The organism is Bradyrhizobium sp. RP6, assembly GCF_003837805.1.
Classification (GTDB): domain Bacteria; phylum Pseudomonadota; class Alphaproteobacteria; order Rhizobiales; family Xanthobacteraceae; genus Bradyrhizobium.
Window position 1 is genome coordinate 24240 of record NZ_RQIT01000037.1, and the last position, 15627, is coordinate 39866.

General features: G+C 58.8%; 9 protein-coding genes and 1 pseudogene. 2 read left to right on the forward strand and 8 right to left on the reverse strand.

Annotation, left to right across the window (positions count from 1 at the left end; all coding sequences use genetic code 11):
- Window positions 1–36: 36 nt before the first annotated feature.
- The 6 genes and pseudogenes from EHH60_RS35355 to EHH60_RS38395 all read right to left on the reverse strand — a co-directional run bounded on the left by EHH60_RS35355 (window position 37) and on the right by EHH60_RS38395 (window position 7082).
- Window positions 37–231 (reverse strand): hypothetical protein, encoded by a 195-nt coding sequence (locus EHH60_RS35355; RefSeq protein WP_124163810.1) that lies wholly within the window; start codon window positions 229–231, stop codon window positions 37–39.
- Window positions 232–1110: 879 nt separating this feature from the next.
- Complete coding sequence (locus EHH60_RS35360) at window positions 1111–2391, reverse strand: type II toxin-antitoxin system HipA family toxin (protein WP_245333439.1); 1281 nt, start codon at window positions 2389–2391, stop codon at window positions 1111–1113.
- Window positions 2391–2675 carry a type II toxin-antitoxin system Y4mF family antitoxin gene (locus EHH60_RS35365; RefSeq protein WP_036030851.1) on the reverse strand — a complete coding sequence of 95 codons (285 nt, stop codon included), beginning with the start codon at window positions 2673–2675 and terminating at the stop codon, window positions 2391–2393. Before EHH60_RS35365 ends, EHH60_RS35360 begins: the two co-directional genes overlap by 1 nt.
- A gap of 1188 nt (window positions 2676–3863) precedes the next feature.
- Window positions 3864–3977, reverse strand: a pseudogene (locus tag EHH60_RS38910) (zincin-like metallopeptidase domain-containing protein); the annotation flags it as partial.
- Between the two features lie 1274 nt (window positions 3978–5251).
- Window positions 5252–6085, reverse strand: coding sequence for a prolyl oligopeptidase family serine peptidase (locus EHH60_RS38390; protein WP_349629090.1), 834 nt, complete (start codon window positions 6083–6085; stop codon window positions 5252–5254).
- A gap of 139 nt (window positions 6086–6224) precedes the next feature.
- Window positions 6225–7082: a prolyl oligopeptidase family protein gene (locus EHH60_RS38395; protein WP_349629091.1), complete on the reverse strand. Its 858-nt coding sequence runs from the start codon at window positions 7080–7082 to the stop codon at window positions 6225–6227.
- A 666-nt stretch (window positions 7083–7748) separates the two neighbouring features.
- Between EHH60_RS38395 and EHH60_RS35380 the strand changes: the two genes are divergently transcribed.
- Window positions 7749–9383, forward strand: a complete 1635-nt coding sequence (locus EHH60_RS35380) for an outer membrane beta-barrel protein (protein WP_199752450.1) — start codon at window positions 7749–7751, stop codon at window positions 9381–9383.
- 293 nt (window positions 9384–9676) lie between these two features.
- On the opposite strand, the gene EHH60_RS38400 is transcribed toward EHH60_RS35380, so the two are convergent.
- Window positions 9677–9985: a hypothetical protein gene (locus EHH60_RS38400; protein WP_245454677.1), complete on the reverse strand. Its 309-nt coding sequence runs from the start codon at window positions 9983–9985 to the stop codon at window positions 9677–9679.
- An 830-nt stretch (window positions 9986–10815) separates the two neighbouring features.
- Window positions 10816–11403, reverse strand: a complete 588-nt coding sequence (locus EHH60_RS35395; protein WP_036030845.1) for a hypothetical protein — start codon at window positions 11401–11403, stop codon at window positions 10816–10818.
- A 1735-nt stretch (window positions 11404–13138) separates the two neighbouring features.
- On the opposite strand from EHH60_RS35395, the gene EHH60_RS35400 reads away from it, so the two are divergent.
- On the forward strand, window positions 13139–14485 hold the full coding sequence (locus EHH60_RS35400) for an MFS transporter (RefSeq protein WP_199752452.1): 1347 nt from the start codon (window positions 13139–13141) through the stop codon (window positions 14483–14485).
- Window positions 14486–15627: the final 1142 nt, after the last annotated feature.

The window sequence follows — 15627 nt, forward strand, 5'->3', positions numbered from 1 at the left end:
GCGAAACTGCCCCGCGGCTCTCAATCGTCGCGGGTTTCATGGGTTTAAGGACCCGCCGTCCTCGCCGCCGATGAACCCTTCCGGCGGCATGTGAGCCGACGACTCGTCATTGCTCTGGTTGCAAAACGACCATACCGGGCCGCAGGTGCACGCATGGGTGCCAAGCCACAGTTGATCCAGATCGGTCTCGCAACTCCACGACGAGCCTTCCGCGATTCGTTCCTCGTTCATTCGCTCTCTCATCGGCTACCCAAGGAGACGGTAATCCTCGTGTCGCCGAGGGGCGCATTGCCTCACTAAAAATGTTACCGGACAACTTCCCAGTCGTGCCTTGGGCGGAGCTGCCGAATCAGTTCCGTAGCGGCTACGGCAGGGACGATCAGCATGCGCGAAAAGCGCGAGATCACATCAGCCCTGGCCGTGCGTCATCGGCCGGGCGGTCGGCGTGAGAAGGGACGACTCCTGGACGAGCTTTGCGCCGTCACGGTATGACATCGTAAGCACGCGATCCGACCACTGTCAGTGGACGAGCATCGGATCGGCCCTGCCGCGGCGGCCGAGCCGGACCTATGGGGTTTCCATTCGCGCTGCACTGATCGTGGTATGGGACGCCTCTGACCGGCTCTGCAGTAAGCGGCTCGTCGCGAGCCGTTCTTGCGCCCGGCACTTGAACGGCACGGCAGATTGAAGCTTTCTGCCGATGAGCGGTCGGTCGGTTTTGAAGGTGAGCGCGGTGACGAGCGATCGCCTGCTGAGCGACGTAAAGATCGCAGCAGCCGGAGGACGCCGAGGGCGGGATCAACAAATGATTCAGCGTAGATGTCTTAGCGACTCTGGCAGAGTGCGCTGGCGCAAGTCAGCATCGTCGCGCAAGAGGACAGCGATTTCGTGTGTCCGCGTAAGCTCGCTCTCTTCAGAAGTGTCGGCGCTGGTAGCTGGACCTGCGACCCCGCGTCAGATGGGAAAACTCTGCTGAAACATACCACACGCGTCCCCCCTAGCGAATTACCCAAGCGCTCCAGCCCCCATCGGCAATACTCAACGCGAGATCATGAATCTAGACCGGCAGCTTTGCGTTCGACTCCCTTCAATTGATGGATGATCCGTATCCTAGATCCCCTTCAGAACGTGTTCGCAATCCTTGGCTCGCGTACTCAAAGCCGTTGCCAATCGCTCGATGACAGCGTTCTCCAATCCGTCCTTTTGCGCTCGCGTGCGAATGTCCGCCACCAGGTCAGGGATCTGCCCGGCCATGGAGTTCAGCGTAGCGATGAGTACGTCCGCATCAACACGCGTCTCGCGTGCAAATTTTTGCCACTGACGCAAGCCAATTTGATCGAGCTTGTATTCACCCCCGACTTTCATGGCGAGTTTGATCTTGCGCTGATCGACGTGGTCGTAAGGAAGAATGCTGGCGATGTCGTAAAGGGGAGCGAGACGCACGAGAGCGCCGCTGGCCAGAAGCAATGAATAGTTCTTGGCGTGAGCATCAGAGCCCCCAATGAGCCAGTTGAAGACCAAAGCGCTGACGAACGTCTCAAGGTCAGCCTCGCGGTCTGTCGAGTAGGTCCGCAAGAGCTCGACCACATCGGCAGGCGTTGGTCCGCCCTCGTTCTGGTATTTCTTGGTCGGCGGGATGCCCATGGCCTGACAGATATCTTCCTGATGAACGCGGATAATGTCGTTCCCGCTGACCTGCCGATCGTAGCGTTCAACCACGATCGCTATTTCCTGTTCGAAGCGCATCACCTTGGTTTCAGCGGCTGGCAGCCCGAGTTCGCGTGCGAGCTGCAGGCAGATATGCTCATTCTCGGCGTGACCATCGAAATGGCCCGTCGGTGGTTTCAAAATGTGGGTGGTTGGTATGCGCCCGGACGGAATGCCCCATTTGTTGTCTTTGAGGACAAGCGCGGTTTTCGGCTGGGCGCCTGCAAGACTGAATTGACCCGTGTCGCTGGGCAGACGCCAGGCAGCGTGATCCTCGCGCAAGACTCGAAGCCGATTTGCTATTTCCGACTTATCCAGCCATTCGATCTTGTCATCTTTGCCTGTTTTCAGAGCCCCCAATCGATCAGGCGTGACGAACTGGATAGCCCCGGCGCAATCCTCACCGACGTTAGAGATGAGGGCAAACACGTTGCGCGCCGATACCTGAAATTTCTTGGCCCAGCGCTCGAGCACCTGCTCGTTGTCAGGCAGCAGCCCCCACAAGAAGGACTGAACGGTGGCTGGACCGTGCTCCTCGGCGGCAAGCGGCATCGAAAGCGACAGGGGATAGGCCCGCTCCGCGTTGCGCCATGCATTGTCATAGACGAAGGTCAGCCGGCCGCGCGCCTCACTGCGGACGCGACCGACTTCGGTGCCATCCAAGAGTGCAATGAGCTCGGCCATTATGTCTTGCCTTCCTTGGCTTTGGTGACGATGGCGTTGATATCAACTGCGGAGGTAGACCCGCGGCTGGTGGGCCCTCCACTGTTGACGTCCACCGGGATGCCGAGAACGTCGAGAGCACGAAGGACAAGAGCCAGCTCTGCGCGGGGATGACCATGCTCGACCTCAATCACCCATTGACGGCTGACGCCGATCCGCTTGGCCAGTGTCGCCTGGTCTAGCTTGAGGCGTTTGCGTCTGTCGCGAATGACGGCGCCGAGGTCGCCAGGTGTACGGATAAGCATTCCAATCCCAAATGTTAGTGCTAGCTTACATTAGCATAAGTCGCCGCTCGCTGACAATTATAAATGTAGCCGCTCGCCGACATTCCGAAATGTCAGGTCGACATTCTCGGTCAACGGAAGTACTAACGTTTTCAGAGACATAAAGTAGACCCTGGTACCGGCTCAGCAATCCCCGCTCCGCTGCGGCAAGTTCCTCGCCTGTTCGGTGTCGCCTTGCTCGGATGTGACACCCAGTGGCGCCTCCTCACGTGCCATGAGCCGCGCGCGCTCATGTGCGTGGGATCAATCCGCATGAGCATTTCCTTCTCGCCGCTCGACGTTGCGAGCCATGCTGCCCCCTCGCCGCTCGATGCGTGGCTGCACCCATGCCAAGGCGCGCCTCGGATCCCAAATTGCTCGTGGGATGCAAGGCGCCGGCTGCCTTTCGGCATACGACACGCGGACTATCAATCATTGCGCAGCATTTCCAAACGCATGGATTTCGACCATTGCGGACGGCCCTTAATCTGACCCCGGCTATTTTGAAGGATCTGGGTCATCGACGAGCAGCGTTACTCGGATCGCAAGTTTTGTCCGCTGATCCTCATGAGTGAACGAGCCGTATTTCTCGCCCTCAATGGCGGCTTACTAATTGCTTTCACGGTCTGGCTTGTGTTGCCGCCCGGCAGTTCGTGGTTGCTGCACGTCTTGCGGTCTATGTCGGCTGGAAAGGACTTGGTTATCAGGCTCGGCCTCGAGCCTTTCGCACACAAGCCGGACTCGCAACCCATGGTCGGGGGGGGACGAGCGCTCGCGCAGCATCTACGGACATCGTGGTATGCAAGGAGTGAGCAGGGCCGTTGACCTCACAGGGTCGATACGGTCGCCGCGATTGAGACCGGGCCTCGGCTTCAAACCCATGCATCCTCAATCAAAATGCTTGCAGCCGCAGCGATTTATCTATCTGAAACCGGTGCGAAAAATCCGCCCCGCTGTAAGTCGGAGGACGCCCAGTCAACAACTTCGTCCAGAGTCCATTGGAGACCTAAGCTATTTGGAGCTAAAATGACGAGGTCCAGATCGATGATTGCCGCCGCGGCTCAGGTCGCGACGGAATTTTTTGGCCTGAATCCTATGAAGGAAGTCCGCCGTCCGTTGGGCATTGGACGAGATCGTGAAGATCGCGCGTCCGTTCTTCAGCACCTTGATTCAAGAGCCGATATAGGAGGCGTGATCCTCCCTCACCTCCGGTGTTAGGCCGAGATCGGCAGACAGGAAGCCCGCGCCAAGCTCCGCGACCAACTCTCCCATGGCATAGCCTTCAACGCCGAAGCGCTAGCGGCCGAACTCGCGGTTCAGGCGGCTCTCGTGGCGGCATGCAGTATACAAGGCCACTCTTGCGCGCGCTGCGGCAGGAATGGAAGTACGTGGCCCTCACCTTTTCGGGTGGTGTACCGACCTTCGCCAGAGTACCTGCGAAGCTTGTCGGAGATAGCTAGCGGGATTGGTCCCGGGGCAAGATGTAAAACAGTGCGGGCGCGGCTCGGTGCTAACCGGCTCGGGGGCTGAAACCAGGCCAACTAGTCCCTACCACATCCGCACTGCCGTTGAGACTAGCGGAAAAGTGACTCGGCGCTGATCGATCTGGAGCGATAACGCTGTCCCTGTCACATCCCGTTAACCCCAAGGGCTCTGTATCTGTGATAGCTTACCGCAACCTGACAGGCCTTTGCGCAGTCGGTCAATAGTGTGTGGGCTATCAACACCCGCTCAATCCGCCACGGAAACTTCTGCAACCACTCAGACATGCTTTCGTGCTGTCAGCCATCACGACGTCAGGACACCCGGACGGTTCAGGCTGCTGATCAGTGAGACATTGTCGGTTGCGGACCACACCATCTAGATACTCCGCCCCGTTGGGGGCAGGTCTCTGTGACGTCAAATTGCGAATTCGGTGCTTTGCGCCCCCATCCCTCTGCCGTGCATATTGTACTGCCATGTTCGTCGCACTCCGCGTATCGATCGATTGTCGGAGTGCATTGGTGGAATTCCAGTAAGCCTCCAACCGACTGCGGATCGACGATAAGCGAGCCAGATGATGATTGTGCACTTAAATTGTAGGCTCTAGGGTGCGAGAGAAATACAGCATCGCACGACTGAGCAATATAGGCCGGTCAGCAATAGATGGAACGCAGCGCGGATGCGCCGGCGCCTATCGAGGGGACTTGATGAGAAAGGCGCTATCCCTATCCGCATCCGCACTGCCAACGAAGTTAGCCACGGGATCGAGAGGCTGACGCAGCGGCTTTGCCCTGAGGGCTGTTCACACGAAATGCCTGGTGGGTATCAAGGAGAAATCGGCCTTGAGTGACCTACCCGGACTGATACGCGAGACTGAGGGCGTAGCTGATCGCCCGGATTCATCCCCCAGGGAGATCGTCCCGCCGAGAATGAGCAAAGACGGGTCTGACGCCGCTGCCGATAACGTCGTCCGCCAAGCCTCATCATTGAAGTAGATCTTCGTCCTCGACATCACTCATCGACAAGCCGCCGGGATGCATACGTATATTCCAAAGCGATCTGGCGTGCCTGTTCAATTAGGTTGGCGGCGGCGCTATGCCCCCGTCGGTATTCTCATAGTAGAAGTACGGTTGGCCCAACGCAGCGAGCCTCGCCGCTGCCTTGCGGCCATGCGCTGGATGCACGCGGTCGTCCTTGGTGGACGTGAGAATGAAGGGGCCCGGGTAGGTCTTGCCTGGCACCAACCTCTGATAGGGCGAGTAGGCGTCGAGCCACTTGCGCTGTTCGGGAGTGCTGGGATCGCCATACTCGCTGATCCAGGAGGCTACGGCGCCCAGCTTGGTGAACCGAACCATATCGAACAGCGGCACCTGTAAGATGGCCGCATTGAAGAGGTCGGGTCGTTGGGTGATTGCGGTGCCTACCAGGAGGCCTCCTTGGCTACCGCCGACCAGGCCCAGCCGGCGGGGAGAAGTGATTTTGCGCCGGATCAAGTCCTCCGCGACGGCGATAAAATCATCCCATGTCCGCTGCTTCGTTGCTCCTTGAGCAGTCTGGTGCCATTGGGGCCCGAACTCACCGCCGCCGCGCAGGTTCGCGACGACATACGCGTTCCCCTGCTCGAGCCAGAGTCGTCCGGTAGGACCCGCGTAATAGGGGATGAGTGGAATCTGAAACCCACCATAGCCAGAGAGAAGCGTTGGAGTTGATCCGTCAAATCTTGCGCTCTTGGGTCGTACCAGAAAGTAAGGAATGCGGGTCCCATCGCGCGAGATTGCCTCGAACTGTTCGACGACAAGTCTCGAGGCGTCGAACCTAGGAGGGGTCGTCTTCAGGGTCTCAAGGCGTTCGGTTGCGGCGTCGAAGTACCAGAGCATCGTCGGGCTAAGAAAGCTGGAGACGGTGAACATCGCCTCGTCCGTTTCATGCGATGCCGCAGCTAGCCCGACACTCGCATTCTCTGGAAGCGGGATCGGCCTGGCCTGCCAGGCGCCTGATTGTACTTGTAGACGAACGCCCTACTCTGAACATTGTCGAGAATCGTTAGGATTAACAAGTTTCTTGTGGCGGTGAATCCGCTGATCGCTTGTCGAGGTCCAGGCTTGAAAACGAGGGTGGGCATGGCGCGCAGCGGATCCTGCCTCCATTCGGCCAGGTCATACGAGATGATCGAGCCGGCTGAGAAGGGGTATCTCCGGACGGCGGCATCCAGTCTTCGTTTAGCGTCATCAGCAGGCGACCACTCGCGATGCCCCCAATGGTCGCCTTCTTTGGCAGATTGAGATTAATCGGCTTGGACCCAAAGAGAACATACTCATGCTCGAAGAAACCGATCCTGCGGACGGCGCCGGTCGCATGGATCGTGCCTTCACTGTCGCGCAGCACGAATGGTTTGGCCTCGACATCGGTCGGCTCACCACGGAAGACCTCGCGCGCTTCCGCGAGCGACTGAGCGCGCTTGAGCTCCTTCACAACGAAAGGGTAACCGGCTTGCGTCATGGTCCCTTCGCCCCAATCTCGTGTAATCAGGACCGTGTCGCTATTTACCCAAGTGACCTGCTGTTTTCCCTCGGGGAGTGCGAAGCCGTTCGTGACGAAGGTTTTGGCGACTGCGTCGAACTCCCGGACGAACACAGCGTCCTTTCCGCCCTCGGACAGGTTGAGCAAGCATAGGCGCTCCTCGGGCGGGAGGCAGCCCACCCTTTTAAGAACCCAGTTCTTCTTGTCCGTGTCAGCGAGAGCATCCACGTCGAGGATGGTCTCCCATCGGGGGCTTTGGCTGGGACAGTCGGTTCTTAGTAAGGGCGGCATGTTTGCGCGGCGGCCACCTTGCTCATCGTCGCAGTCCGTAAATCTTCGACGATCGCTTGCGCCTTCCGTTCGGCCATTCACAACTCTGCTGGGCATGAATTGCCTTGAGCATGTGGACCTCGCAAACCTTGTGCGAAGGGATATCGCGCCGGTCACCCTAAAGCATTCGAGGACGCCGCGAAGCCGACGAAAGCCGCAAGACAACGGGCGCGCTAAAGTGGTCCGGACACGAGCTCGCTTTCTCGCGCACTCACGCTCCCAAAACTAACACGAACTAAACTTGCAACGACCGGCCGCTGGCCGTCACGGCAGCTCGTGCTGGAAAAGAACACTGCACTTTGAATGACGCTGTTCAGTCAGAGCGGAACGGGTCCGCGCACATTGCAATCGAAAAAACATGAAAGTCGCACATGCGCGCGCCTTCCACCCTCGCCGCGCAATGCAGTGCTACCGACGCTCAATTGTCCGCCTTCAAACCAACGTAGAGAGTTGACGCGACACACTCTTAGGAAACTCCTGCAAAATATACGAATTAGTCCGGCACGCGGCTTGCTTCGTTCAGGACATCATCACCAATCGTGGTGCGATGATCTTCGGAGCGGCCCGGCGCGTCATTACGTGTCTGGCCGCTGCGACGATTTGCCGTGCGGCGATACTTAGCGAGCGGGACCGCGTCTCGGGAAAGTGCAGGCAATCATTATGCGATCAAGAGTTCTCTTTTTGGGTGCTACGACGATGGCGCTCGTCACATCGGGTAGAGCTATGGCGAACCTCGAGCGACAAGTACTGCCACCGGCGGTGTGGAACTGGTCTGGAGGCTACATTGGCGGTCACGCCGGCGGCGGGTACGGCCGAACCTCCTTTAGCAATCCCTTTGGCCCGTCGATCTATGGCGGCAGCGTCGATATTCCATCGTTCGTCGCAGGTGGCCAGATCGGCTACAATTGGCAGAACAACAGTTGGGTGTTCGGCCTCGAACTGGATGCCAGCGCAGCTGCCGCCAACGGCTCAAACACCTGCCTAGCCGCCTCCCACTTGATTGTAAGCGCAAACTGCAACGCAGGTCCCAACCTCTTTGCGACCGGGATCGGCCGCATCGGCTACGCCTTCGGTCCGCTCGGGCAAACGCTTGCCTATCTCAAGGCAGGCGTAGCCTGGCAAAACAATCGGGGCGACGTCGTCAACAACGTGGAACCGGAGAACCAGCCACAGGAGAAAACCCATTTCGATTATGGCCGAGTTGGCGGCGTGATCGCGCTCGGTCTCGAGCGAGCCCTTACGCCGGCATGGTCGGTGAATGTCGAGTATGACTATCTGCATTTCGGCGGACCAAGTGTCGCCACCGCTTCGACAGTGCAGTTATCTCCGCCTGCGATTCTGCCGGCGAACACAACCAGCCTATCCAGCAACTATCACATCGGAAGAGTTGGTCTGAACTACCACTTTGGTGTGGACCCAGAGGCCGCACCAAGGTCCGATGCGCCGTATGCGAAATCAGCGGGCAGCGTACCATCCATTCCCGACGCGCCTGGTTGGTCGTTCGAAGGCGGCTCGCGGCTCTGGCTGAGCCGGGGACGATTCCAATGGGATCACAGCGCACTTAATAATAACGATGCCCTAGACCCCAGCATACTCGTATCGCGGCTCACTTATCACGGACTGAACGGGCTTTCGGGGGAGGTATTCGGCCGGGTCGACAGTCCCTGGGGAGTGTTCCTGAAGGGCAACCTTGGGATCGGAAGCTTCAACAAGGGGAAGATGAACGACGAAGATTGGCTGGTCCAGCAGGAAGGATACCCGTACCAAAATACTCTTTCAGGTCAGTCAAACGGAAGGTTCGCATATTACACGGCGGACGCCGGTTACGATTTCCTGCGCAGCGCGAACTACAAGGTCGGTGCATTTATAGGCTGGGCCTATTACAGCCAGAGCTCAGATACCATTGGTTGCGTTCGGGTCGCGCCTCAGGATGAAGCATGTCTGAAGCCGGGCGACACTAGGATCGTCGGTGTGGAGGATACTCAATGGAATGCGCCTCGAATCGGCCTGAGCGCCGAAACTATGCTGACCGAGCGCTGGCGCCTCAATGCTGATGTCGCTTACCTGCCCTGGACCGATTTCAAAGGCCGCGACTATCATCTCTTGCGTCCCAAGACCACCTTTGACGAACAACGCGGCAATGGTGGTGGCGGAGTCCAGATTGCGGGCGTGTTGTCCTACTTCCTCACCCAGAACATCAGCGTCGGGGTCGGTGGCCGCTATTGGGCCATGTGGACCAAAAAGGACAGCGACTCTTTGTGCAGCAGCAGCGGCTGCGTCGGTGACCCGCGCATTCTTGCGAAGTACAGCATGGAACGGTGGGGTACGTGCTTTCAGGCCTCTTATAAGCTCAATTAAGGACCTCACTAACGAGGCTCCCGACTTCAGATTCTTAGATGCCGTTCTGAAGTTTGCTGATGACCAGTCCTCGGCGCGCAATTGCCGCCGAGGATTGGCATGTCGCGATCACGCTGTTCGCCGGGTTGCTACGATTGCATATCACCCGCCTTTGATGAGGCGGGCGCAACTCTGCCCCCGAACCAAAGCTCGTCCACTAATAACAGCTCGATTTCTTGGTCCGGACGAACTCGCTTCAAAGCCGATTGTGCGCGCCATTGCGACCGGGCTGGGATGCGCTCGATGCACGATTTCTAAATTCCGCAGCGGGATCTCTCGTGGGCAACCGAGACCGCAGCGAGCCCCAACATCACGTCGCCGGTGAATCCGAAATGGAGACTATAGAGCCACCAGATTGCGCAGCACCGGTCGAGATCGTACATGGCGAGCGCGCGCCTTGTTGCTGCGACCATCCGCGCCATCGGCTTCATTCCGCGTGTCATCTGGAAACCTCGGCGTCTCGGGGCCAGCGCTCTCCATACAATGACTTTTAGGGCGGTGATGGCCCGCTGTCCGGCGCGTGCACCTGCAAGAGATCTGGAATTGAGATTGATGTTCGCCATGGCGTTCTTTTCCGCGTTTCGAAGCAGATTGCGCACACCTATGTGCATGCGCTCATTGCCGTGATCCTACGGCGATACTGCTTGCAAAACGCCCAGATCTGGTAGTGCCAATTGACCGGACTCCCGACCGACAAATACGCTTACGCGATCCCACCGCTGCGCGAAGCCACTTGCGGCAGTGGTTGCGGCTACGCGACCTTTGCTGCCAGCTCCTTGAGAATACCTCGCGCGTCCGCCGAGGCTATCTAGGCAGGGCCTTCGCTGTTTCCGAGTAACCCCTCCAGGTCAGCGGTTTCGCTACCCAACTTGCGCGGACCCAGCCGACATCGAGCGCTGGCTTGCGGCCGAGCTCCGTCTGACCGCGCATGCAATTCTCGGTCGCCTCGCGAAGCAACGCCCCGAACAGTTCGGCCTGCACCACACCATAGCAGAGCTTGCTGGGATTGCTCAGAGGCAAAGCAGCCGAGACGATCATCCCGCACGGCTAAAGCTTCGGCGCTGGCCGCGTGTAATGGGCATTCCGCGCGTCTCCAGAAACTTCCGATCCTGCGCGGCATGGTGCAATCCCGGACTGGCCGATAGCCAGAGCTACATCGATCAAGCGAAACTAACATCCTCAGATGAGGCAATTCCCAGGCAATATGGCAGGGGGGACTGACAGGCCGGCGCCACGCGGACGAAACGTCCAGGATGACCGTTCATCTCGTGGGCTGCCAGTGGGCCCGAGGATGCGTACCCACTGGCTGCGCGAATAATCCACTATTGGGCGAATGTCTCTCCAGCTAAGGACAACCGAAGTGATCGCAGGCCTCCAGCCACGCGCGATCGGTTCACAGCGGGGTTGTCTCCCGTGTAAGCCTAACGAACCCTCCTTCGGCTAATTCGGCTTTGTAGGCCCGTCCGTTAAGTAGGATCGTGGTGGAGTTATCTGCGGTCGGCATAAAACCGTCGTGGCGCAGCTTCTCCATTAGAGCAGGTGTGGCCCATTGCTGTGCTAGCGGCATTCCGTAGCGCCATTTCTCCGCGAAGAAGGCTCCGAAGTCCGGTACCCCCGCCCGGCCGACCCCAACCACTTGGTCCTCCGCAGGGTTATGAACAAGACGAACGCGATTGGACTCATCCAAACCGGCCGTGTAGCGGTGACCTTGGATTTCATAGGTCATCGTCGGCTGGTCCGAGTCCGGCAAGAGACCGTGGTGGAACAGCCTCTCAACCATCGCGTCAGGGGCGATTTGCGAACCGTGTAAAAATCTCTGTGGAGCGGCGAATGTGACATCTACCGCTTCCTCAGGTGCGGCAGGTGATGATGGGCCAGCTTCATTCATGATCTGACTGAACAAATCATGATCTTCCTGTGTCCAGACGTGCGCTGTTGGCGATTCCGGGGAACGGGCATTGTCGATCGGGTTCGGATCCATAAAGCTCTCCTTTCTGTTGTGAGAACAACGGCTTCTTGAAGATCTCCCCCAGGGAATGAGCTGAGTTCGTCACGAATTCAGAGATGGCTGGCTTCGTCATCGAGTGGCCAAGGTCGAATGTTAAAGAGGCTGGCTTTCGAGAAGCTGACAAAGGTCGAAGAAGGAGACAAACCCGCAGCCGCATCTGCCACGTCTGATGCGATCATCTCCGAGCCAAGTCTCATTCCGCCTGGCCTCGCAGTCGGCGCGTGGGTCTGCGTCGTGCATTGCGTTCACCTGGGCGTAAAGCTGGTTAGGAGGTCCAGGTGATGCGGACCGCGGCCAGACCCAGTCTTGCACCGAACATGTGCATTTCGACCTCTGCCCGCGACCCGTCGTTCTGGCGGACGCTTCGAGCCTATGCTCGGGGCCGCTAACCAGAATGACCGCGATAGCCGCGCCAGCGCGAGAACAGACGAAAGCGAGACCTACGTGAGAGTCCGGCAACCGCGGAGCGAAGTGTTTACCTGAGAGAACGAAATCGCTGAGACGCAAAAGCAGCTGAGACGATCCTCCCGCGCACGGCTAAGGGTGCTCGGTGCCGGTGATCCGGGGACTGCCGCTGCGTGTAGTGGGTACTCCGCGAAGTCCCCAGTGCCTCGAACCCTGCGCGCCATGATACAACCTCGGACTGACAGCCGGAGCTACATCGGGCAAGCGGAACGTTACATCCTCAGGTGAGGCAATAGGAACCGCCAACTTTGTCCCGGCTGCTATGGACGCTCTGCGTCATGCAGATGGCACTCGTCTCAGGGCGTTGGAAAGAGAATTCACTGGTGTCCTGAATAAGGAAAATCGTCGTAATTTCGTGCGCGCGGTGGCGAGGTCGCCGCTGAAATGTCCGCTTCCTCCAAGCGTCCGTTGGCGAAGAACCGTAGGGCACATTCGTGCTCGCCCGTTGCGGGCGCACGAACGGTAACTCCTGGGTATGCGTCGCTGGTTTGCCTTAACAGCTCTCTAAGTGGTTGACCAAGATGTACGCCCCTGAACCTTTGGCAGCGCTCACCGAACGACTTGAGATCGGCCTCGTCGCCGTTGGGCCAAATAGCCGGGCCTTCTCCCAGTCCCGGGTGAGGCCCTCGCGCAGGAGATAGCCAACATGCGCGGGCGGGCAGCGCCGAACGCACCTTATGACGGACGACCTGGGCCTTGGCGGTCGCCAGACGCGAGCGACCCGTGAGCAGCCGGTTCGCCCGCTAGACGGGACCCGGCCGCGACACAAAGGTGGAGCACCGATGAGTGGTGGATCTTGCCCGGCGCGCGAGAGACCGCCGCAGGCGCGCTGAGCGGCGACAATCGGCTTGGCGACGAAAGGCGTGGCCCGCTGACGCCTCACGGAGCGGACGCAACCTGGCCGAGGCTGAAAGGGCGCGAGACATCGCCGATCGTGTTCGGCACCCGCCAATTTGTCTCAAACTCGCCAAAGCAGCGCAATGTCTGGGTGCCCGACAACTATAGCAGGTTCTCATATTTGTCTTGCCGGCAAGGCCAGTCATCAGATCAAGGGTAAAATGGGCCGCGAAAGGCGGGCATTTTTATTGCAGAGATTACCGTGAGGTTCGTCGTGACACGCTTTAGCCTACATGTGAACAGGCGATGGCCGTGAGGACGAACTCGGGCAAGTGGAATGCAACTTTGCGCGACCTGTCTGGTCGAAATGTTCGGGCCATGGATCGCGCTCCAGATCAGGTCGAGGATGGCGAGGCAATTTACTCCAGAGAGGCTGGAGCCGGTCCTCGGTCCGGCAGACGAACGCTTGACACGCCGCGCGGTGTTGGGCGCAACCATCGGCAACATCATCGAATTCTACGACTTCGGGACCTATAGCTTTTTCGCAATACAGATCGGTCAGGCGTTCTTCCCGGCAACTGACCAGTTTGTCAGCCTCATGCTGTCACTCGGAACCTTCGGCGCAGGCTTTGTGACCAGGCCGATCGGAGCCATCGTGCTCGGCTCGTATTCGGATCGGGCCGGCCGCCGACCGGCGATGATTGCCAGCTTTGCCATGATGAGCGCCGCGGTCCTGTTATTGGCTATCACGCCATCGTACGAGACAATAGGACTTGCCGCTCCGTTGCTAGCCATTTTCGCACGCTTGCTGCAGGGCTTTGCTCTCGGAGGTGAAGTCGGTCCAACGACAGCCTACTTGATGGAAGCGGCCCCCACCAAAGCCCGCGGTCTTGCGGTCTCCTTTCAGCCCGCGAGCCAACAGGTAGCTGCGACGGCCGGAGCGTTGGTTGGAGAAATACTCTCGCTCACCATGACAAGCGAAGCGCTCAATGCGTACGGATGGCGGGTCGCGCTGTTGCTCGGCGCGGCCACGTTGCCGTTTGGATTTTGGTTGCGGAGCGTCCTGCCCGAAACGCTGCACCGCCCCGAGGCGCCGGTTCCTGTCACCCAGCCTGAGGGGCGACGGCCTACCGATCGCCGCATCATGAGCTTGGGATTTGTCATCTTGGCCAGCTGCACGATCACGACTTATGTTACGGGATACATGACGACCTACGCGTTGAACACCCTCCGCGTTTCCACGCCTCTCGCCTTTGCTACTACGCTCATCAGCAACACGGTCGGAATTTCTGCAGCACTGTTGGGCGGCCTGCTCGCCGACCGCGTAGGCCGTCGGCCTATCATGATATGGCCGCAGGTCACTGCATTGCTGATGACCTATCCGGTATTCTTGTGGATTGCAGAGAGCCGCAGTGCCTTCGCACTTCTAGGAGGTCTCGGCGTGCTCACCCTGATCGGAACGATTCCGTATAGCGCCTTCTACGTGAGCATGGCCGAAGGTTTGCCCAAGTACATTCGTGGTCGCGCGTTCGCGACGATCTACGCTTTTGCGATAGCGATTTTTGGAGGCACAGCTCAACCGATCGTCACCTGGCTCATCCATCTTACCGGGAGTGCACTCGTGCCCGCCTGGTACATGCTTTTCGCGGGCGCGGCCGCGCTTTGTGCCATGCTTATGATGCCGGAGACGGCGCCACTCAATTATGTGCCCGACCATAGACGAACGGCCGTAACGCCACGACCGCTGCTTTAGTCATACCCGAACAGGTGAGGATGACATCTATGATGCCCGAAATGCGAAACATCGAGCCGGAGGACGGCTATGGGGCCAGCACGTAAAAGCAATCTATCCTGAAAAATTGGAGCAGCTTTACATCGAGCAGGAGCTCCTGTCGGAGCGCAGTGGCGCCGTCTGAAATGACTTGTTTCCGTTTACCCGATCTTCGCCGATGCGGCAGTTGCACGATCAGCGGGCGTCACCGACGGGCTGTAAGTGAGCCGTCACTCTGATCATAGCCTTTAGAGAACAAATAGGCCCGGCTTATACTATCTGCCAGCGCAACCATACGGCATAAGGACGCGGCCGCTGTCGGAGCAGCGGCCGCACGAGGGTCGACCCTCATTCTCTGCTTGATATGTTTCCCGTTGTCAGTGCCGGACGCACGAGGGATCCGTCAAGCAAAAAAACAGATCGCAGATGCCATTCAACGGGTCATCCACGCACTCAGGATATGATGTATCGGCTACCGGCGCACTCGCCGCAACCGGCTGCGCGGCAACGTTTGCAGCAAAAGGAGGCACCACCGCCGTTGCAAGCGCGAGGGCGCTCGCGGTCACTAACACAGACTTTTTCATTCGAGACATCGCTTCCCTAGGTTAGCCCCAGCCGCTCTCGACGGTCTATCTGACGACGCTGCAAGCGGTAAAATTGATTTTCTTGATCAGATCTATCGACCGAATGGATAAGTACGCAGCAATGGACGATCGGCTCATCGATGCGATGGGCGAGGAGTTTCAAATTCGGCTGAACCAACGGGGCCGAAGCGGGTCTGACGGGCGATGCCGAGGCCCAGCGGTCGCTCGGACCTCAACGTCAACGAGATCGCCTGCGAGATCAAAAGCGAAGTGATGCACCGGGTGCTTAGGGCCGCACGGAATCGAGCTGTAAAAGATCGATCAAACTAGTCATACGGATTGCTGTCGTGAGCTCGCGCCATGACTCAATGAACAGTCCACCAAGCTGATCTTGCGGCGGAGCATGCTCTTCCGTACCGCTCCGACGAGGACCGTCTTGCGTGACGGGTGGTAATTCGCGAAGCGTGTGACCTTAGGTCTAGCTTTAAGGTCATCAGGCGATGCGGGTCGAAGTTTTGGGCGGGCTCGAGCGGCGGCGGC

Excerpts from the sequence above, each read along its gene's own strand:
- EHH60_RS35355 (WP_124163810.1), bottom strand. The coding sequence starts at position 231 with ATGAACGAGGAACGAATCGCGGAAGGCTCGTCGTGGAGTTGCGAGACC.
- EHH60_RS35360 (WP_245333439.1), bottom strand. The coding sequence starts at position 2,391 with ATGGCCGAGCTCATTGCACTCTTGGATGGCACCGAAGTCGGTCGCGTC.
- EHH60_RS35365 (WP_036030851.1), bottom strand. The coding sequence starts at position 2,675 with ATGCTTATCCGTACACCTGGCGACCTCGGCGCCGTCATTCGCGACAGA.
- EHH60_RS38390 (WP_349629090.1), bottom strand. The coding sequence starts at position 6,085 with ATGTTCACCGTCTCCAGCTTTCTTAGCCCGACGATGCTCTGGTACTTC.
- EHH60_RS38395 (WP_349629091.1), bottom strand. The coding sequence starts at position 7,082 with ATGCCCAGCAGAGTTGTGAATGGCCGAACGGAAGGCGCAAGCGATCGT.
- EHH60_RS35380 (WP_199752450.1), top strand. The coding sequence starts at position 7,749 with ATGGCGAACCTCGAGCGACAAGTACTGCCACCGGCGGTGTGGAACTGG.
- EHH60_RS38400 (WP_245454677.1), bottom strand. The coding sequence starts at position 9,985 with ATGGCGAACATCAATCTCAATTCCAGATCTCTTGCAGGTGCACGCGCC.
- EHH60_RS35395 (WP_036030845.1), bottom strand. The coding sequence starts at position 11,403 with ATGGATCCGAACCCGATCGACAATGCCCGTTCCCCGGAATCGCCAACA.
- EHH60_RS35400 (WP_199752452.1), top strand. The coding sequence starts at position 13,139 with ATGGCGAGGCAATTTACTCCAGAGAGGCTGGAGCCGGTCCTCGGTCCG.